Here is a 17,640-nt window from a genome sequence, read left to right as displayed (position 1 = left end):
GCGCTAACAAAGTATTTACCTACTTGGGATAACGCTAAAAACACCCGGCGTGCCTGATGGAACTATCGTGTAGAAAGGTGCTGCCTGAGGCGCTGTAGTCATTGTCGCTGACCGAGCCGCTAGCCCAGAAGCCGCCCTGGCTCCAAGCAAGAATCCCATTCCAGCTAGCAAAACCGCACCCAAAGCCTCTCCCCGCTCATTTGCTATTCGCAATCTTTCGCTAACTTTATCTCGAGCAGCCACATTAGCCTCACTAATTGCTCTCTCAAAGCTTTGACTTAGCTTATCTCGTTGAGGCTGACCAAATGTATCAATGTAACTTCGACCATATTCCATTGATTTTCGCGCAAGCGCTCCGTAGTCCTTGCTATCTACGTAAGAAGAGTAAATACCCAGCAATAGTCCAAGTACTTCTTCAGGATTTGATGATTTATCAATCGCCTGTATATAAGCTAGATTGAACATGGCAGGCGGATAACCCTGATTACTTAAATCAATGAATATCCTCTTAGCATTGCTATCATTTTTGGGGAAATACTGACCCTCATACTCCAGTCGACCAAATAAATTTTTGGCACACATATCATTCTGATTGATTAATCCCTCTAATTCATTCACTTTTAGAGAAATTTCAGCGTTATCCACCTTTGGCTGTTGAAAAAATATCCTCAAGTCATCACAGGATACGGCTGATGCAGTGGGCATGCTCAGGCTTAAGTAAACAGCTAGGGTGCTTCTGAATTTATTCCATTCCATGGGTTTTCTTCTCATCCCAAACTATGTCAAACCCACGTGCAAATACTTTACAAGTAGTATTCATACCAGCCGCTTTTCTTGCATCCTCACATCTTCCTAAGGCGAGAACTTCCAAAGTGTTCCAATCACGTATGCCCTCTCTTGTGGTGGAATAAGCGCACACCTGATATCCATTAGCCATTGCTAGAGCGAATACCCCTCTACCAGCGGGATGCTGGGAAATATATTGATATCCATTTATTCCAGGAGCCGTCATCATTTCTAAGCATTGCGCTCCCAAATACTGCTTAAGTTTTGGCATTGCTGCCTCAGGAGTGCTGCACGAAGTAAAAAGTAATGCACCAATACAAGCGCAAGCTCCAATGGCCACAACCCGAAGGTAGTTCAAATATTCACCTATTTTGTTTATGGTTTTTAGTATTTAGTGGGTATCATCTCCCGTGGTATTAAATACGTCAATAGGGAAATATTGTCCCTATGGCCAAACCATCACCAAGCTATAGCGGAACAAAAGAATTAATCGCTTTAGGGCGGGCAATAAAGAAATTGCGCCTTGAATTGGGGTTCTCACAAGAAACATTGGCTTTTGAGGCTGGGATTGATAGAAGCTATATAGGCGGCATTGAACGGGGCGAACATAACCTGGCCCTTGTCAACTTAATGAAAATTTCACAAACCCTAGGCATTACCTCCTCAGAGCTGCTTAATAGGGCAAAGCTTTAGATAGCTGTAGATTCCTTTAGAAAACTCCAGTGAATTTTTTATATACCCCCCGTGGGCATTGAATTTAAAAACATAAGGGGGCATTTGCTAGAAAAATGCTCATCCAATGCCCAAAATCGAGTGTTAGTAGAGAGTAAGAATGCTTTCCTATGGATTTGTGGGGTGGGGTCGCTAAATTGGGCCTATTTAAAAGTCTTATGGGGTACCCCCCCTGCCTATGATGTAAATTGTCAGGATGAGCAAAGATAAACATGGTCTGGGTGATATTGAATACGCCGGAACTATAAAGACACAGACCTTCAAACAATTCCAGCTTGAACGCCTCATTAAGAACGGCACAGTCATCCCAGCATCTAAGCTAGCCGAAGCTAAAGAACTAGAACTTCAGAGGGTGCGAGACTTTGAGGCAGCTTCAGTCGATGAGGGGCGTCACAGAAGAACCGCCACAGTTGCGCCAGACGATAAGCTTGAGAACCTACCCCTAACTAGGGAGAGATTTGAGGAATAAGGCCTATTTTCTTTTGGGTATTTAATTGGGTAGGTAGAAAAGAAAAAAGCCCCGAAGGGCTTTATCTATATAGTACAGTGGCGGAGACGAGAGGATTCGAACCTCCGATCAGAGTTTTAGCCCCGATGCTCCCTTAGCAGGGGAGTGCCTTCGACCAGCTCGGCCACGTCTCCGTACTTCTTACTATTACAACGCCCCACAGTTTAACGGATAACCGCTCCTGAGGGGTTTATTGTGCTTTTTACTTACTTCTGGTCCAGCTCAAATGCCTTATGCAAGGCGCGTACAGCCAATTCCATGTATTTCTCATCAATCACTACTGAGATCTTGATTTCGCTGGTGGAGATCATCAAGATGTTGATGCCCTCTTCCGACAAAGTTCGGAACATCTTGCTGGCGATGCCAACGTGAGAACGCATGCCAACACCAACTACTGAAACCTTAGAAACCTTTGGATCGCCAGAAATTTCTTTTGCTTCGATGTGCGCTTGCACAGTGTTCTTGAGCAAGTCCAATGCTTTTTGATAATCAGCGCGCGGCACTGTGAAAGTAAAGTCTGTTTTACCTTCAACTGATTGGTTCTGAATAATCATATCTACATCAATATTGGCATCCGCAATCGGGCCAAGAATTTGATACGCAATACCTGGACGATCAGGAACTCCAAGAACGGTAATCTTCGCTTCATCACGCGCAAAGGCGATGCCGGAAATAACTGCGGCTTCCATAGTGCTGTCCTCTTCAAATGTAATCAAGGTGCCCGACTTCATCTCGACGTCTAAAGGCATCAATGGGTCTGTCAAAGAAGACAGAACCCGGGTTTTAACTTTGTACTTACCTGCAAACTCCACTGAACGAATCTGCAATACCTTTGAACCTAAGCTTGCCATTTCTAGCATCTCTTCAAAGGTAATCTTGTCTAGGCGACGTGCGTCTTCGCAAACACGGGGGTCAGTTGTATAAACACCATCAACGTCTGTGTAGATTAAGCACTCATCAGCCTTTAAAGCTGCTGCCATGGCAACTGCTGAGGTATCTGAGCCACCACGACCTAAGGTTGTGATATTGCCATTAGGATCAACGCCCTGGAAACCAGTAACAACGACTGCTCGACCAGCATTAAGGTCTTTGAGAATCTTTTCGCTATCAATGCTCTTAATGCGCGCTTTGGTAAATGCAGAATCCGTGTGGACTGTTACTTGCCAACCAGCGTAACTCACTGCATCGATACCCTCACGGATTAATGCCAGTGCTAATAAGCCAGAACTAACCTGCTCACCAGTTGATGCAATTTGATCTAACTCGCGTGGGTTTGCATCTGGATTGATTTCTTTTGCAAGGCCGAGCAAGCGATTGGTTTCGCCGGACATGGCTGAGGGCACAACCACCACTTGGTGGCCTGCACGCATCCATTTGGCAACGCGCTTGGCAACATTGGCGATGCGCTCAGTTGAGCCCATTGAGGTGCCGCCGTACTTATGAACGATAAGAGCCATAAAAACCGTCTATTTAACTATCTGTAACAAGGAATTGAATCCTTGAAGGTCTAAAAAGGGCTTATTTTACAGGGTTTTGTAGGTCTTTAAGACCAAGCTGTTGACTTTGTCCTATGGGGCTGTTTATGATGGTGTTACTTTAGTGTTACCTTTTTGATCCTAGGACCCTCCATGAGCCCTGTCAGCACAACCTCCCTCAAACTCACTGATGAAATCAAGCTCCAAGCAGCCAATGCGGCCAAAGATCTTGGCATGACTACTCACGCCTTTATGGTGGGAGCAATTAAACAAGCAAGCATCAATGCGGAATTGCGGAGATCTTTTATTGAGGACGCTAACAATGCTCGCAAGGAGGTTTTACAAGAAGGTAAAGTGCATGATGCAGAAAAAGTCTTCAAACATTTAAAAGCACGCATTGCCGGTAAGAAGTCAACCTTGAAAGCAACGAATTGGTAAGAATTGTTTTCTCCCCAAGAGCCCTATTAGATCTCGAGAGACTTACTGACTTTTTAGTTGAAATTGACAAAAATGCTGCTCTAGCTACATTAGAGATTATTGAGGGCGCAATTCAGATATTGTCGGAACACCCTTTTATCGGTCGCACCTGTGATGCCCACATCAGAGAGTTAATTATCTCCCGTGGAAAGTCTGGCTATGTAGCGCTATATAGCTTTGATGAAGCTAAAAATGCTGTGCTCATTTGCACCATACGTCATCAAAAAGAATCGGGGATTACGCCTTAGTCCAAATTGGCAGGACACGCTTGCCAGCTGAAGTCAGATGTGGGTAACTGAGCCCAATACCCGCCACCGCGATCAATTCATCGTTGATATAGAGCAAGGGGGCCTGACGCTCCCAGGGTGGGATATCAGCCTCCTGGTAGAGGTTTTTAAGGGTTTTACGGGGCGTCTTAGGCTTAACCTGGATCTTCTCCGAGCCTAGGCGCTCTCTAAGGGTGATTTGATTATTCTCTTGGGCAGCTTTTACCCAATCTGCAGGCAGACCTAATTGCTTGGAATTCGCTGGAAGTAATTTGAGAACCCAGCGCCCTTCTTCTGGATTGGATACTTGCAGTGTCCCACGCCATAGATAGATTTTTCTCTCATCATGCAACCACTCTAATTTGCCATCTGCTTTGACTTTAGCAAGATCACGCCACCAAGCTTGTAGGCGCTCCTGAGATGGCATCGCCAACTGCTGCGTTTGCAACCAATAGCGCAAGACATTGTTTGCTGCCGGTAAATCATCTTTAGCAAGAGCTAGTAATGAGCTTACTTTCAATTGATCTTTATTGAGAATACTTTTGCCATCTTGTGTTGCTAGTCGGTTAAGTAGTGTTTGTGCTTCGCCAAGAAGCTCTGCACTGCGGGCCATATTAGCTAATGCTTCTGGTTGAATCTTTTCTAGTGCTGGAATGATTCTTTTGCGAACGGCATTACGGCGATATTTTGTATCTTGATTGCTGGGATCTTCAATCCATTGGAGCTTATGTTCTTTTGCGTACGCCTCAAGCTCTTTTCTACTTTGATTTAAGAGTGGGCGCCATAGGGTGAGACTTTGATTGCTTGAAACTCCCCTACTTGTTGGCATACCAGACAAGCCAGCTACTCCCGAGCCGCGCAGGAGTTGCAGGAGAACGGTTTCTGCTTGATCGTTTTGGTGATGAGCCAAGAGTAAATCTTCAATGCCATATTCTTCACAGAGATCGGCAAGCGCTTCGTAACGCCCTGCTCTTGCTCGAGCCTCGATATTGCCTTGCTCGTGTGGATTGTCTAGATGCAAGAGTCGAAAATCAAAATGGATCTTGTATTTTTTTGCCAGCTTCTCACAAAAGATTAACCACTCATCTGCTGGTTTTTGTAAGCCATGATGAATATGAAAAGCGTAAATCTGGTCTTTGTTTTGTCTTGTTGCTTTAGCTTGTGCTTTGCAAACCGTGTCGAGCAACACAACCGAATCGAGGCCGCCACTTAAGGCAACCGCAATTCGTTTTCCCGGCTTAGGACTTTGCTGTGATTTCCTTGAACTTGCCATAGCTCATCAAACGCTCATGACGACGTTCAAGTAATGCATCTACCTTCATGCCATCAAAAGTTTTTAAGGATTCAGAAAGTGCTTTGCGCATATTGCTCATCATATTATCGTAATCACGATGTGCGCCACCAATAGGCTCAGCAACGATCTTATCGATTAGACCCAAAGCCTTTAAGCGTTGCGCTGTGAGGCCCAGCTGCTCAGCTGCCTCAGGAGCCTTATCGGCGGTCTTCCAGAGGATAGATGCACAGCCCTCGGGAGAGATTACTGAGTAAGTGGAGTTCTGCAACATTAAGACAACATCGCCCATCGCAATTGCTAACGCACCACCGGAACCACCTTCACCAATAATGGTAGCGATGATTGGAACCTCAAGCTCTGCTTGCACAAACAAATTGCGACCAATCGCTTGAGACTGATTGCGCTCTTCCGCATCAATGCCAGGGAATGCCCCAGGAGTGTCTACAAAAGTAAATACCGGAATGCCAAACTTTTCTGCAAGGCGCATGAGGCGCATTGCTTTGCGGTAACCCTCTGGACGGCTCATGCCGAAGTTTCTGAGAGCACGCTCTTTAGTATCGCGGCCCTTCTGATGACCAATCACCATACAAGGCTGATTTTCAAAACGGGCTAATCCAGCAATGATTGACTGATCATCTGCAAAAGTGCGATCACCATGTAGCTCATGGAAGTCGGTAAATAAAGCGCCAACATAATCCAGGGTATAAGGACGCTGAGGATGACGCGCTACTTGAGAGACCTGCCAAGGGGTCAAATTGGCATAAACATCTTTTGTTAACTGCTGACTTTTTTCGGCAAGCGTTTTGATCTCATCGGAGATGTCTACCGATGACTCGTCTTGTACAAAACGCAGCTCTTCAATCTTTGACTCTAATTCGGCGATTTGCTGCTCAAAATCCAGGAAAGTCGTTTTCATAGTCTGATTTTAATGTTCAACTGGGACGGGGTCGAGACTTCTCCACATATACCAGGTAGCTACCGTACGCCACGGGGCCCAATTGGCAGCCACCTCCCTCGCCTCATGGCGGCTAACAGGCTCACCGCTGAAGTAATTGAGGGAAATAGCCTTAATTAGACCAACATCGTCTAAGGGGAGGATATTAGGGCGAACCATATTAAAAATGAGGAACATTTCAGCAGTCCAGCGGCCAATTCCCCGAATAGAGCTTAATTCTTTGATCACGCTCTCATCATCCATACCTTTCCACTGATTAGCATGCAGACGTCCAGAATCAAAGTGATCTGCTAAATCGCGGATGTACTCCACCTTGCGCCCAGACAATCCGGCGGCGCGCAATTCTTCTACGGAGAGCGCTAGGATATTTTTAGGGGTGACTTTCTTTTTACTGGCGGCAACCACTCTATTCCAAACGGATTGGGCTGCTGCCACTGAAATCTGCTGCCCCACAATTGATCTCGCCAAAGTATTAAATGAATCGCCGCGTGTCACTAGAAATCCGGATCCAATTTTAGGAATCAGTTTTTTCAGAATACGATCGTGCTTCATCAATTCTCTGCAAGCCTGCTCCCAATAGTCTGGAGCAATTTCTTGCAAGATTGATTCTGCTTTTTCCACTTTTATTTCTTTTACTACAGTCATTAAGCCCTACGCCATTCTGTTAAGCCGCCGGGTTTATCTTCCAGAACAATTCCTTGCTCTAGTAATGTCTTACGAATTAAGTCTGCCTGGGCAAAATCTTTTGCCTGTTTAGCGGCTACACGTGCAGCAATACGCTCTTCAATTTGTGCAGGACTTAAGCCATCCCGATCTTTAGAGCCTGATTGCAAAAATGCGGTTGGATCACGCTGCAAGAAGTTCAGGGAAGCGCCGAGAGCCTTCATTGTATTGGCGAGTAATTGCTTTTCATCACCTTGCGCGCGATTGACTTCGCTGGCTAGGTCAAACAAAACTGCAATCGCTTCAGGCGTATTGAAATCATCATTCATGGCATCCGCAAAACGCTTAGCCCATGGATTATGTGGATCTAGATTAATTGCTTGCGCTTTTGGGGCTTGAGCCAAGGCAGTGTATAGACGACCAAGCCCTGAGCGCGCTTCTTCTAGTTGGGCATCACTGTAATTAATCGGGCTGCGGTAATGCGCCTTCAGCATGAAGAAACGCAATACTTCTGGATCAAAGCTTTTGAGTACATCCCGTATTAAAAAGAAGTTGCCTAATGACTTGGACATCTTCTCTTCATTCACCCGAATGTGGCCGTTATGCATCCAGTACTTAACAAAGGGAACATCATCTTCTTTGCGATCTTTGCCATACAAAGCGCCTTCGCTTTGCGCAATTTCATTTTCGTGGTGCGGGAATTGCAGATCGGCACCGCCACCATGAATATCAAAATGCTCGCCCAGTAAGTCACAAGACATGGCTGAGCACTCAATATGCCAGCCTGGACGGCCTTCGCCCCAGGGCGATTTCCAGCGAGTATCAGCCGGCTCTTCTGCTTTAGCACTTTTCCATAAAACGAAATCCAGTGGGTCACGTTTGCCATCACCCACTGCCACCCTCTCACCAGCATTTAATTCATCAAGCGTCTTACCGGATAACTGACCATAGCGCGGCAATAAACGCACCGCAAAATTCACATCCCCATCATTGGCTTGATAAGCCAATTCTTTTTCAATAAGCTTGCCAATCATGCCCTGCATTTGGGCGATGTAATCGGTAGCGCGCGGCTCTTGATCGGGATGTATTAAACCCAACTCATCCGAGTCGGCATGCATCGCATCGATAAAGCGATTGGTTAATGCAGAAATGGGCTCACCATTCTCAATGGCACGGTTGATGATCTTGTCATCAATATCAGTGATATTGCGCACATAAAGCACTTCATAGCCGCTAGCCCTAAGCCAACGCACCACCATATCAAAGACGATCATGACCCTGGCATGGCCAATATGACAAAAGTCATAAACCGTCATGCCGCAGACGTACATCTTGACCTTGCCCGGCACTATGGGCTTAAAGACCTGTTTAGAACGGCTAAGGGTGTTATAGATTTGCAGCATAGGGCTATAAAGGTGGGGCAAGTAGCGCCAATTTGTTAGACTGAGCGCTGAGTATATCGAATGAGCCCGTTTCACACCCCTTCCTCTATGCCCCACAACGCCCCAGCGCCACACCTTGCCCTGAATAAGGTCTTAGTCCCAGCTTTTGCCGCTTTGGTATCACTGGTACTGATGACAGGCTGCAGCACGCCTGCCCAGCAACGTGCCGATGCTGAAATTCAGGCATTACATGCCCAGGAAATGAAGTCAGGCCAATTGGCTCCACAACCCTATTTGGGCGGTTACAGTCCAACTGACCCCCCTAGGTTATCTGCGGATATGGGCTATGACCCATTAAACCCAGAGTTATCAGAGACCGTTGGCGTCCCATTTTTATCCTTCTTGATTATTGAGCCGGACCCCATCACCAAAAATGCGGTGCCATCCGATGTAGAAAAACTGATCAAGGCACGCAAATACCAAGATGCGGTTACCCAAATCAATGCGGACCTCAAGAAGACGCCACGCAATGTGCAATTGCGTTTTGTAAAAGCGCGCTTACAAATTGAGATGCGCCAATTCGATCAAGCCAAAAAAACGTTGATTGAAATTACCCAGCAGTTCCCTGAATTGCCAGAGCCATATAACAATCTTGCAGCGATAGCTGCCAACCAAGGTCAATGGATTGAGGCGCGAGATTATTTAGAACTTGCATTAAAGCTACGCCCTAGCTATGCCATTGCCTCAGCCAATCTGGGTGAGATCTATATTCGCCTTGGCGCTCAAGCGTATGAAGATGCCGCGAAAAATACAACGCTGAATCAGCGTCAATACTCCAACCGCGCTAAAGCACTCTTAGATGTGCTCAAGCCCCCTGCAAAGCGCCCTGTTAATCGCGCCCTCAATTCTGCAGATTCTCTGCCTAGCAACACTTCATCCACTAACCCTCTAGAAAGTAGACCTAATAATGGCGAAAGTACTCTTAAAAACCAATAAGGGTGAGATTACCCTCACTCTTGATGCGGCTAAGGCACCGAAAAGTGTTGCTAACTTTTTGCAATACGTAAAAAGCGGTCATTACGATGGCACGATTTTCCACCGCGTCATTGATAACTTTATGGTTCAAGGCGGCGGCATGACTGCTGGCATGAAGCAAAAGCCAACAGGTGCAGAAATTGAAAACGAAGCCAATAATGGCCTCAAGAATGATCGCTACACGGTAGCCATGGCGCGTACCAGCGACCCACATTCTGCAACTGCTCAATTCTTTATCAATGTGAATGACAACGATTTCTTAAACCACACCGCTCCGAATGCCCAAGGCTGGGGTTATGCGGTATTCGGCAAAGTTACTGGCGGCATGGATGTCGTTGACACCATTCGCAAAGTCAAGACTGGTAGCTCCGGCTTTCACCAAGATGTGCCTGCTGAAGATGTTGTGATTGAGAAGGCTACTGTTCTCGAGGAATGATTCCGCAACACGCGAGCGCGCTGCTCATATCAGACTTACACCTCACGCCGTCAATGCCCTTGACGGCGCAACGCTTTTTTGACTTCTGTGAAAAAGATGCTCCTAAAGTTGAGGCTGTATTTATTCTAGGTGACTTATTTGAGTATTGGGTTGGTGACGATGCATCCGCATCTTCACCTTTTCAACAAGAAGTTCAGCGCGCCATCGCTAACCTTTCTACCAAAGTAAAAACGTATTACATCCATGGCAATCGAGATTTTTTAATTGGTAAAATTTTTATTAAAAAGACTGGCATGACACTCTTGCCAGATCCTAGCGTAGTTGAATTAGCTTCACACAAATGGGTCTTAGCCCATGGTGATGCTTTATGTACCGCAGACTTAGGCTATCAGGTATTTCGTAGTTGGGTTAGAAAACCTTGGGTGCAAAAACTCTTTTTAACCTTACCCCTCAATTGGCGCAAAGGTGTTGCCCAGCATCTACGTAGCAATAGCCATAGCCAATATCAAACACAGCATCGCTCTGCTGCAAGTCAACTCAAAATGGATGTCACGCGAGAAGCTTGTGCAGCTGTGATGAAAGATCAATCTGGAGACAGATTAATTCATGGGCATACTCACTTGCCGGCCCATCATAAAGAATCTATGGATACCCAGGCTTGGCAGCGCTGGGTTTTATCTGACTGGGATCTCGATCACCCTGAGAGCCTTCATCCTCGGGCAAGCGCCCTACTGATCGATAGTGCTGGAGCGCGCTATCTCGACCTTATTAAGCACTAAGCACTACTGACTTCTCGGGTCGAGAATTTGAATTAAGAAACTGAGTATTTAGAGAGTGACTGCACCATCTGTGCAAAGATACGTGGATTGGCAGCCATGACTTCACCGCTTTTCAGAAAGCCCTCTTCTCCACGATAGTTACCAATCAGTCCGCCCGCTTCAGTGATCAGCAAAGCACCAGCAGCCATGTCCCATGGCTTGAGATCGCTCTCAAAAAATCCATCGTAACGACCAGCTGCTACATAAGCCAAATCCAATGATGCAGCGCCTGGGCGACGTAAGCCCGCGCATTGACGTGACATTTCAGCAAAGATCTTTAAATACTTTTCTAAGTCCTGGTCTTCACGATACGGAAAGCCAGTACCGAGCAAAGAATTTGCCAAGCGATCTTGCGTGGCTACACGCAAACGCCGACGATCCAAATATGCGCCCGCACCACGGGTAGCGGTGAATAATTCATCACGTGTTGGGTCGTAAACGACGGCTTGTTGAATCACACCATTCACTGCCAGAGCAATCGAAACCGCATACTGCGGAAAGCCGTGAATGAAATTGGTTGTGCCATCTAGCGGATCAATGATCCAAACGTTTTCTGCATCCGCATTGTGTTCGCCTGTTTCTTCAGCTAAAAATCCATGGGTTGGATAGGCCTCGCTCAGCGTTTCAATGATGGCCGCTTCTGCGGCTTTGTCCACCTCAGTGACGAAATCGTTGTGTTGCTTACGGTCAACTTGCAAGCGCTCCAAGTTCAAAGAAGCACGATTAATGACTGTTCCAGCGCGACGGGCGGCCTTGACGGCCACATTTAACATGGGATGCATAGTATTGATGGACAAATTAAATAAGAACAAGCTCCTTGTAATGCCTGCAAAAAGAAAATTGCATGACAATACGAAGCTAACAGTCTGATTCTAAACGATTAGCATCCATTACCCCCTATAAACACCCCCAATGGCATTGATGAATATCGACAAATCTGAACTACTACGCTGGGTTTTAGTCGAAACCAGTCACCCAGGAAACGTGGGTTCTGCTGCTCGCGCCCTTAAAACTATGGGCTTTAGCGACCTGCGCCTTATTAATCCCAAGATCAAAGACGTATCAGTCAATGCGGATGCCATTGCTTTAGCCAGCGGTGCGGTAGATATCCTTGAGCGCTCCTCAGAAAGCAGTTCATTAGCCTCCGCCGTAGAGGGTTGCTCACTAGTTTTAGGCTTAACCAGCCGTGATCGAGAGTTTGGCCCACCAGCCTTAGACTGGGAGACCGCTCGGACCTTAATAGCCGATACGACATCAAGTGGAGGACGGGTTGCCTTGCTCTTTGGTCCAGAAAGAACTGGCTTGGATAACGATCATTTGGCCTTATGCACCCATAGAGTCTGGTTAGATGCCAATCCAGACTACCCGTCTCTTAACTTGGCCCAGGCAATCATGGTCTGCGCCTACACCCTTAGGGAAACACTCTCTCGGCATTTGGGGGGACGAAATGCCTTATCTAGCCGGGAAGAAATGGCTGATTTTGCCGATCCTGCGGCCGTTGCAGCGATGCTGGAACATTGGCGCGAAGGTCTGGAGGCCATTGGGTATTTAGATCCAGCCAACCCCAAGAAACTGATGCCCCGTATCCAAGCGCTGTTTGCTCGTAGCCGCCTTCATAAAGAAGAGATTGATCTGCTGCGCGGTATTGCAAAACAGATGCTCCTGAGAAAATAAGCGCATCCCGTTAAAATCAAGCTATGTCAAATCCCCTATTCGACCAAGTCGACTCCATTATTGCCAGAGACCCAGCAGCCCGGAATCGTCTCGAGGTCATCACTTGCTATCAAGGCTTGCATGCAGTTTGGCTGCATCGCATCTCCCATTTTCTATGGAATCTTGGTCTGAAATGGCTTGCCCGTGTGTTGTCCATGTTTGCGCGTTTTTTCACTGGGATAGAAATTCATCCTGGTGCAAAGATTGGTCGCCGAGTATTTTTGGATCATGGACTCGGTATTGTGATTGGTGAGACCACTGAAATTGGTGATGACTGCACGATTTATCAAGGCGTTACCTTGGGCGGCACTTCGCTTTATAAAGGCGTTAAGCGCCACCCCACCCTTGGTAAAGGTGTTGTGGTCAGTGCGGGCGCAAAAGTTCTCGGCGGATTTACTGTGGGTGATGGCGCACGCGTTGGATCCAATGCCGTGGTTCTAAAAGAAATTCCTGCAGGTGCGACTGCGGTTGGTATTCCTGCGCGCATCCTGCATCCAGATTTACCGCAAAGTCCTGATAGCAAAACAAAGGAATATTTTTCTGCTTATGGAGTGACGCCGAATGTAGATGATCCTGTATCAATGGCGCTCAAAGGTTTAATCGATGCCACGATCGAACAGGAAGCCAAGATTGCAGCGCTAGAGCAGGCTTTAGCCAAGTTGAGTAACACGCCTACTGGCCCTGATGCTGAAGGCTCTAGCGATACCAAACGCGACCTTGATGCTATTAAACAGTGGCTAAGGGAGTAGTGATTTGCGGTTACCCATTGGGGGTCATGCAGAAGAAATGATGCAAAGAAAAAGGAATAGCATGCTATTCCTTTCTTTATTCAAACTTGGTTTTAATTAATGTAGCGTACGTGGGCCCGTGCTATCACCACCTAATGCGCCGCCTGGAAATTCTTCATCTTCATCATCGCCCTCATCATTAGGCATCCCAAATGAAAAACTTTCGCCGCCCTCTGGATGACGATTTTCAATTTCATCATCAGTAGCTGCGCGAACATCTTCCACTTGAACCCAAAAACGTAATGCCATGCCTGCTAACGGATGATTGCCATCTAATACCACTTGACTGTCTGCAACATCCGTAACGGTATAGATTAAAGGTTCACCATCTTCAGAATCATCTACAGTCGCGTCCTCATCTGCATCAGGAACGCCTTCAAACTGCATCCCCACTTCTAACGGCTCAGGGAAACGGGTACGTGGCTCGATCTTTAACAACTCAGGATCATATTCACCAAAGGCTTCACTAGGCTCTAGCTGAATCGTTGCCTCATAACCAATATCTTGGCCATCAAGCAGAGTCTCGATTTTAGGAAAAGTGCCTTCATAACCACCGTGCAGGTATACCATCGGAGCATCGGGTTCCTCGATGACATTATTTTGCGCATCGGTTAACTTATAGCGAAGGGATACGATGGTATTTTTTTCAATCTTCATGCGGAATTTGTCGAACATTCGTTTTTAATCAGTTTCTAAACAGCTTTTTACTTTATGACCTCATTTTACTTGAGCAAACCCTATGAGCCACCTCAGGCTCCCTCAAAGCTCCCTTTAGGCGAGCCCTGGGCCTTATTTGGGGGTATTAGCCCAGACCAGTTCATGGCGCGGTATTGGCATAAAAAGCCCCTTCTCATACGCAGGGCGATTCCGGCATTTGCCCTTTCGGCCAACAAAGGTGGGTCATTGGATAGCCCAATTCCCACCAAAGAGTTACTCAAATTTGCCCTGCAAGATGAGGTAGAGGCGCGCTTGGTTAAATCCAATCCATGGAGCTTTGATAGCGGACCGTTTTCTAAAAGGGCAATTCCATCGATCAACAAGCCCGACTGGACTTTATTGCTTCAAGGAATGGAGGCACATCATCCAGCAGCTGCAAACATTCTGTCCTGGTTCCGCTTTATTCCTGATGCGCGCTTAGATGACTTAATGATTAGCATTGCTGGTATTGGAGGCGGTGTTGGCCCCCACTTTGATTCTTACGACGTCTTCCTGATTCAAATGTCTGGTAGAAGGCAGTGGAAAATTTCAGAACAAAAAGATCTGAGCCTCAACCCTAATCTACCGCTAAAAATTCTGCGTAACTTTAAGCCTGAGCGGGAGTGGACGCTAGAGCCTGGCGATATGTTGTATCTACCGCCACATGTTGCTCATGATGGTATTGCGCTAGATGCGGGTTGCCAAACATGGTCTGTTGGATTTCGCTCCCCCAGCTTTAAAGAATTACTGCAAGAAGGTTTGTGGCGCCTAGCAGAATCTTTGGAGAATATTCCCGCCCTAGAGAGCAAGTTTGCAGATCCTAAACAAGGTGCAACCCATAGTGCAGATCAATTGCCGGAAGAGCTCATCAAACAGCTAGACTCAAAACTCAAAGAGCTGAAACTAGACAAAATTGATGGATTTCTGCCCGGTATTACCGCCTACCTTTCGGAACCTAAACAACAGGCTCTGTTTGATGCCCCCGATAAGCCCCTGAAGCCCCAAGAATTTCTTAGAAAGCTTCGATCCAGCAAACTTCTACCTCACCCGCAAACCCGTATTCTGAGCCTTGGGGAACAGGTATATTGCAATGGAGAATCCATGACCCAGGGACAAGCTCCAGATATTCTTGCGGCCTGGCAAACCCTCTCTGCCCATAAAGAGCTGAGGGCAGGCAGGCTAAAACAGCTTGATCAATCTAGCCTTTATGAGGCTTATTTAGCCGGCTGGTTGGTTTTTGAGCACTGAAGGCGGAGATGGATATAATTATTGCTGGAAACTACTTAGGGGCAATCCCTCGGTATATCCAGAGAACAATTACCGGTAATTGTTATTAATTTTTTTTAAAGGAATTTACAAATGAAGAAGTCACTCGTTATCGCTGCAATGTTTGCAATCGCCTTGGCCGCTTGCGGTAAAAAAGAAGAAGCAAAACCTGCTGAAGCTCCTGCTGCTGCTCCAGCTGCTCCTGCTGCTGAAGCTCCTGCTGCTGCTCCAGCTGCTCCTGCTGCTGATGCTAAGAAGTAATCTTCTTCATGAAGAAAAAAAGCCGCTGAAAAGCGGCTTTTTTATTTCCTTTAAAAATCTACTACTTTGTTAGTTGCTCCGTTAACAAAGTCAGCAACTGATAACCAGCGGGCGTATTTTCTGGTTTGCCATCCGCGCCCTGTACATAGACATTCGCAGAATTCTCACCAGTACTCTTCACTAGCACCTGATATTTTTTGGCCTTCATACCAGACTCATCTTTACTGCTAAAGAGGTTGGAGAAGAAGCCCTTGGTATCGCCCAAGTCTTTAGGATTCACGTAACGAACATAGTAAACACCACTTGAGCGATTCCGATCCTCAACCGTGAAGTTAGAGCGATCCAGAGCCAATCCAACATCACGCCAAGAGCGATCAAAGCCAGCACTGAGCTCGATATAGGCTTGGTTAGTGCCCTCCTGAACAAACTTCGCTTTAGGCGTTTTAGGGCCAAGAGGCACTGCAACCATTGCTTTAGCCTGCTCTTGCGTCATGCCTAAGCGCTCCATCAAACGAGCCAAAAATACAGCTTCCAATTCTGGGTCGTTAGGGCGAGGAGTCCAAATAGTAGATAAACAAGCGCCTGTAGTGTCGGTTGTACATTTCTCAATCGCGCCGCGCTGAGTAATATAAATTTCTGTCTCGCCTGGCTTAGAAACTTCTAAACGGGTTTTATATTTATCACGCTCGCCAGTGTCATAAATCGTATCCAATGCACCGCCAATCGTCGAACGAATCCAATCTTGTGCAATCTTTGCGCGATTTTCTGCCCAGTCGGTTTCCATAATGCCGGTTGATGGCGAATCTATTACCAACAAGAAGCCATTCTCTTGCCAAAAATCTTTTACTTGTGGGTAGAGCTCCGGGGCTGGTTTTTCAACTACCAACCAACGACGTTCACCATCACGCGCAATTCGCATGCCAGGAATACCCGTCATGACGTTGCTACGCATCTGCGTCGATTTCTTAACGGCAGAATTGTATTCAGACATCGTCGCTGTACCGTCCTGAACGATGTAGCGGCGATCCGCCTGCGCCGTGATTAAGTCTGGCGGGTATGACAAATTAGGACCGCGCACTGCACCTGCACTCTTGTAGTCAACGGTATCGCTACTCGTAACTGACTTACAAGCAGTCAATGCAGTAGAAGCAATAACAATTAAAGAGAGAATCGATAAATATCGACGGGATAGTTTGAGCAAATTCATCATAATAGGTTCGCCTGTTTTAACGCTGCCTTCAAAGGCTCGCGCAAGGAATTGCTTAAAGGTGTTAATGGCAAACGAATGCCAGCAGTAATCTTGCCCATCTCATGCAATGCCCACTTCACGGGGATTGGGTTAGCCTCTGTGAACATAGCTTTATGGACTGCAATCAGTTGATATTGAATTTCACGGGTTCTTTTCACATCATCTGACATGGCGGCTACGCAGAGCTCATGCATCAAACGCGGAGCAATATTAGCCGTGACAGAAATATTGCCCTTGCCACCCATCAACATCAACATGGCCGCAGTCAGATCGTCGCCCGAAAATACAGAGAAGTCTTGATGGCCAGCACGCTTGAGATCATTAATCAATAAGGTGCCACGCTCTAGGCTACCTGTTGCTTCTTTAATACCAATAATGCCTGGCACACCCGCTAAACGGACCACCGTGTCGCCAGCCAAATCAGCAACCGTTCTGCCGGGGACGTTATACAAAATCACTGGCAAATCCACCGACTCTGCAATCTTTTTAAAGTGAGCAAACATGCCATCTTGCGTTGGCTTGTTGTAATACGGTACCACCTGCAAGCTGGCATCTGCGCCAACCTGCTTAGCAAATTTAGTTAATTCAATCGCTTCAATCGTAGAGTTACCGCCGGTACCAGCAATCACTGGAATGCGTCCAGCAATCTGCTCCACTGTCACACGAATGAGCTCACAGTGCTCTTCAACAGAAACTGTTGGAGACTCACCGCTAGTGCCAACAATCACAATGCCGTCAGTGCCTTCAGACACATGCCAATCCAACAAGGAACGCAAGCTAGCGTAATCCAAGCTGCCATCTTCGTACATGGGAGTCACGATGGCCGGCATACTGCCAGCG

The 17,640-nt window shown here is 46.8% G+C and carries 22 protein-coding genes and 1 tRNA gene; 11 read left to right on the top strand and 12 right to left on the bottom strand.

The annotated features are described in order from the left end of the window. Nucleotides 1–15 precede the first annotated feature (15 nt). A complete protein-coding gene (locus VC182_RS03190; RefSeq protein WP_323484471.1) occupies nt 16–705 on the bottom strand; it encodes a hypothetical protein in 690 nt (229 codons plus the stop codon). 37 nt (nt 706–742) lie between these two features. Next, nucleotides 743–1,144 (bottom strand): hypothetical protein, encoded by a 402-nt coding sequence (locus VC182_RS03185; protein WP_323484470.1) that lies wholly within the window; start codon nt 1,142–1,144, stop codon nt 743–745. Between the two features lie 89 nt (nt 1,145–1,233). Between VC182_RS03185 and VC182_RS03180 the strand changes: the two genes are divergently transcribed. Together VC182_RS03180 and VC182_RS03175 are read left to right on the top strand one after the other, a co-directional pair. Next, a complete protein-coding gene (locus VC182_RS03180; RefSeq protein WP_323484469.1) occupies nt 1,234–1,479 on the top strand; it encodes a helix-turn-helix transcriptional regulator in 246 nt (81 codons plus the stop codon). A gap of 235 nt (nt 1,480–1,714) precedes the next feature. After that, nucleotides 1,715–1,987 carry a hypothetical protein gene (locus tag VC182_RS03175; protein WP_323484468.1) on the top strand — a complete coding sequence of 91 codons (273 nt, stop codon included), beginning with the start codon at nt 1,715–1,717 and terminating at the stop codon, nt 1,985–1,987. A gap of 78 nt (nt 1,988–2,065) precedes the next feature. Here VC182_RS03175 and VC182_RS03170 read toward each other — a convergent pair. Further along, nucleotides 2,066–2,160: transfer RNA gene (locus VC182_RS03170), tRNA-Ser, on the bottom strand. Between the two features lie 72 nt (nt 2,161–2,232). Beyond that, nucleotides 2,233–3,483 carry an aspartate kinase gene (locus tag VC182_RS03165; RefSeq protein ID WP_072582309.1) on the bottom strand — a complete coding sequence of 417 codons (1,251 nt, stop codon included), beginning with the start codon at nt 3,481–3,483 and terminating at the stop codon, nt 2,233–2,235. Nucleotides 3,484–3,654: 171 nt separating this feature from the next. On the opposite strand from VC182_RS03165, the gene VC182_RS03160 reads away from it, so the two are divergent. Both VC182_RS03160 and VC182_RS03155 read left to right on the top strand, forming a co-directional pair. Further along, nucleotides 3,655–3,939, top strand: a complete 285-nt coding sequence (locus VC182_RS03160) for a hypothetical protein (protein WP_072582308.1) — start codon at nt 3,655–3,657, stop codon at nt 3,937–3,939. Beyond that, complete coding sequence (locus tag VC182_RS03155) at nt 3,933–4,226, top strand: type II toxin-antitoxin system RelE/ParE family toxin (RefSeq protein ID WP_323484467.1); 294 nt, start codon at nt 3,933–3,935, stop codon at nt 4,224–4,226. The genes VC182_RS03160 and VC182_RS03155 overlap by 7 nt, the downstream gene beginning before the upstream one ends. Here the strand turns inward: VC182_RS03155 and tilS are convergent. The 4 genes from tilS to cysS are packed head-to-tail and all read right to left on the bottom strand — an operon-like array spanning nt 4,216 to nt 8,559. After that, entirely contained in the window at nt 4,216–5,517 is a 1,302-nt protein-coding gene (gene tilS / locus VC182_RS03150; RefSeq protein WP_323484466.1) for a tRNA lysidine(34) synthetase TilS, read from the bottom strand. The genes VC182_RS03155 and tilS overlap by 11 nt on opposite strands. Then, nucleotides 5,483–6,454: an acetyl-CoA carboxylase carboxyltransferase subunit alpha gene (locus VC182_RS03145; RefSeq protein ID WP_323484465.1), complete on the bottom strand. Its 972-nt coding sequence runs from the start codon at nt 6,452–6,454 to the stop codon at nt 5,483–5,485. The genes tilS and VC182_RS03145 overlap by 35 nt, the downstream gene beginning before the upstream one ends. Before the next feature lie 9 nt (nt 6,455–6,463). Continuing rightward, the gene (locus VC182_RS03140; RefSeq protein ID WP_323484464.1) at nt 6,464–7,138 is read right to left on the bottom strand and encodes a DNA-3-methyladenine glycosylase; all 675 of its coding nucleotides are present in this window, start codon (nt 7,136–7,138) and stop codon (nt 6,464–6,466) included. Beyond that, a complete protein-coding gene (cysS, locus tag VC182_RS03135) occupies nt 7,138–8,559 on the bottom strand; it encodes a cysteine--tRNA ligase (RefSeq protein ID WP_323484463.1) in 1,422 nt (473 codons plus the stop codon). Before cysS ends, VC182_RS03140 begins: the two co-directional genes overlap by 1 nt. Nucleotides 8,560–8,619: 60 nt before the next feature. On the opposite strand from cysS, the gene VC182_RS03130 reads away from it, so the two are divergent. Genes VC182_RS03130 through VC182_RS03120 form a run of 3 tightly spaced genes read left to right on the top strand, consistent with a single transcriptional unit; the run spans nt 8,620 to nt 10,788 of the window. Beyond that, nucleotides 8,620–9,534, top strand: coding sequence for a tetratricopeptide repeat protein (locus tag VC182_RS03130; RefSeq protein ID WP_323484462.1), 915 nt, complete (start codon nt 8,620–8,622; stop codon nt 9,532–9,534). Continuing rightward, nucleotides 9,506–10,009: a peptidylprolyl isomerase gene (locus VC182_RS03125; protein ID WP_215360092.1), complete on the top strand. Its 504-nt coding sequence runs from the start codon at nt 9,506–9,508 to the stop codon at nt 10,007–10,009. Before VC182_RS03130 ends, VC182_RS03125 begins: the two co-directional genes overlap by 29 nt. Continuing rightward, on the top strand, nt 10,006–10,788 hold the full coding sequence (locus tag VC182_RS03120; RefSeq protein WP_323484461.1) for a UDP-2,3-diacylglucosamine diphosphatase: 783 nt from the start codon (nt 10,006–10,008) through the stop codon (nt 10,786–10,788). Before VC182_RS03125 ends, VC182_RS03120 begins: the two co-directional genes overlap by 4 nt. Nucleotides 10,789–10,820: 32 nt before the next feature. Here VC182_RS03120 and VC182_RS03115 read toward each other — a convergent pair whose 3' ends face one another. Next, a complete protein-coding gene (locus VC182_RS03115) occupies nt 10,821–11,609 on the bottom strand; it encodes an inositol monophosphatase family protein (protein WP_216241496.1) in 789 nt (262 codons plus the stop codon). A 130-nt stretch (nt 11,610–11,739) separates the two neighbouring features. Between VC182_RS03115 and VC182_RS03110 the strand changes: the two genes are divergently transcribed. Together VC182_RS03110 and cysE are read left to right on the top strand one after the other, a co-directional pair. Then, nucleotides 11,740–12,501: an RNA methyltransferase gene (locus VC182_RS03110; RefSeq protein ID WP_323484460.1), complete on the top strand. Its 762-nt coding sequence runs from the start codon at nt 11,740–11,742 to the stop codon at nt 12,499–12,501. Between the two features lie 23 nt (nt 12,502–12,524). Then, entirely contained in the window at nt 12,525–13,289 is a 765-nt protein-coding gene (cysE, locus tag VC182_RS03105; RefSeq protein WP_323484459.1) for a serine O-acetyltransferase, read from the top strand. Between the two features lie 96 nt (nt 13,290–13,385). On the opposite strand, the gene VC182_RS03100 is transcribed toward cysE, so the two are convergent. Next, complete coding sequence (locus VC182_RS03100) at nt 13,386–13,985, bottom strand: peptidylprolyl isomerase (RefSeq protein WP_323484634.1); 600 nt, start codon at nt 13,983–13,985, stop codon at nt 13,386–13,388. 54 nt (nt 13,986–14,039) lie between these two features. On the opposite strand from VC182_RS03100, the gene VC182_RS03095 reads away from it, so the two are divergent. Beyond that, complete coding sequence (locus VC182_RS03095) at nt 14,040–15,272, top strand: cupin domain-containing protein (protein ID WP_323484458.1); 1,233 nt, start codon at nt 14,040–14,042, stop codon at nt 15,270–15,272. Nucleotides 15,273–15,383: 111 nt separating this feature from the next. Next, on the top strand, nt 15,384–15,551 hold the full coding sequence (locus VC182_RS03090) for a hypothetical protein (protein ID WP_215321994.1): 168 nt from the start codon (nt 15,384–15,386) through the stop codon (nt 15,549–15,551). A gap of 61 nt (nt 15,552–15,612) precedes the next feature. Here VC182_RS03090 and bamC read toward each other — a convergent pair whose 3' ends face one another. Further along, a complete protein-coding gene (gene bamC / locus VC182_RS03085) occupies nt 15,613–16,761 on the bottom strand; it encodes an outer membrane protein assembly factor BamC (protein ID WP_323484457.1) in 1,149 nt (382 codons plus the stop codon). Next, a complete protein-coding gene (gene dapA, locus VC182_RS03080; RefSeq protein ID WP_323484633.1) occupies nt 16,758–17,630 on the bottom strand; it encodes a 4-hydroxy-tetrahydrodipicolinate synthase in 873 nt (290 codons plus the stop codon). Before dapA ends, bamC begins: the two co-directional genes overlap by 4 nt. Nucleotides 17,631–17,640: the final 10 nt, after the last annotated feature.

The sequence above is a fragment of the Polynucleobacter sp. AP-Nickl1-40-C4 genome, assembly GCF_035012665.1.
In the GTDB taxonomy this organism is placed as follows: domain Bacteria; phylum Pseudomonadota; class Gammaproteobacteria; order Burkholderiales; family Burkholderiaceae; genus Polynucleobacter.
Note: the sequence above shows the minus strand (reverse complement) of the source record. Positions and strands in the feature narration are given on the sequence as shown.

What these genes read in the sequence shown, in the direction of transcription:
- VC182_RS03190 (WP_323484471.1), bottom strand. Translation starts at nt 705, where the DNA reads ATGCCCACTGCATCAGCCGTATCCTGTGATGACTTGAGGATATTTTTT.
- VC182_RS03180 (WP_323484469.1), top strand. Translation starts at nt 1,234, where the DNA reads ATGGCCAAACCATCACCAAGCTATAGCGGAACAAAAGAATTAATCGCT.
- VC182_RS03175 (WP_323484468.1), top strand. Translation starts at nt 1,715, where the DNA reads ATGAGCAAAGATAAACATGGTCTGGGTGATATTGAATACGCCGGAACT.
- VC182_RS03165 (WP_072582309.1), bottom strand. Translation starts at nt 3,483, where the DNA reads ATGGCTCTTATCGTTCATAAGTACGGCGGCACCTCAATGGGCTCAACT.
- VC182_RS03160 (WP_072582308.1), top strand. Translation starts at nt 3,655, where the DNA reads ATGAGCCCTGTCAGCACAACCTCCCTCAAACTCACTGATGAAATCAAG.
- tilS (WP_323484466.1), bottom strand. Translation starts at nt 5,517, where the DNA reads ATGGCAAGTTCAAGGAAATCACAGCAAAGTCCTAAGCCGGGAAAACGA.
- VC182_RS03145 (WP_323484465.1), bottom strand. Translation starts at nt 6,454, where the DNA reads ATGAAAACGACTTTCCTGGATTTTGAGCAGCAAATCGCCGAATTAGAG.
- VC182_RS03140 (WP_323484464.1), bottom strand. Translation starts at nt 7,138, where the DNA reads ATGACTGTAGTAAAAGAAATAAAAGTGGAAAAAGCAGAATCAATCTTG.
- cysS (WP_323484463.1), bottom strand. Translation starts at nt 8,559, where the DNA reads ATGCTGCAAATCTATAACACCCTTAGCCGTTCTAAACAGGTCTTTAAG.
- VC182_RS03130 (WP_323484462.1), top strand. Translation starts at nt 8,620, where the DNA reads ATGAGCCCGTTTCACACCCCTTCCTCTATGCCCCACAACGCCCCAGCG.
- VC182_RS03125 (WP_215360092.1), top strand. Translation starts at nt 9,506, where the DNA reads ATGGCGAAAGTACTCTTAAAAACCAATAAGGGTGAGATTACCCTCACT.
- VC182_RS03120 (WP_323484461.1), top strand. Translation starts at nt 10,006, where the DNA reads ATGATTCCGCAACACGCGAGCGCGCTGCTCATATCAGACTTACACCTC.
- VC182_RS03115 (WP_216241496.1), bottom strand. Translation starts at nt 11,609, where the DNA reads ATGCATCCCATGTTAAATGTGGCCGTCAAGGCCGCCCGTCGCGCTGGA.
- VC182_RS03110 (WP_323484460.1), top strand. Translation starts at nt 11,740, where the DNA reads ATGGCATTGATGAATATCGACAAATCTGAACTACTACGCTGGGTTTTA.
- cysE (WP_323484459.1), top strand. Translation starts at nt 12,525, where the DNA reads ATGTCAAATCCCCTATTCGACCAAGTCGACTCCATTATTGCCAGAGAC.
- VC182_RS03100 (WP_323484634.1), bottom strand. Translation starts at nt 13,985, where the DNA reads ATGAAGATTGAAAAAAATACCATCGTATCCCTTCGCTATAAGTTAACC.
- VC182_RS03095 (WP_323484458.1), top strand. Translation starts at nt 14,040, where the DNA reads ATGACCTCATTTTACTTGAGCAAACCCTATGAGCCACCTCAGGCTCCC.
- VC182_RS03090 (WP_215321994.1), top strand. Translation starts at nt 15,384, where the DNA reads ATGAAGAAGTCACTCGTTATCGCTGCAATGTTTGCAATCGCCTTGGCC.
- bamC (WP_323484457.1), bottom strand. Translation starts at nt 16,761, where the DNA reads ATGATGAATTTGCTCAAACTATCCCGTCGATATTTATCGATTCTCTCT.
- dapA (WP_323484633.1), bottom strand. Translation starts at nt 17,630, where the DNA reads ATGCCGGCCATCGTGACTCCCATGTACGAAGATGGCAGCTTGGATTAC.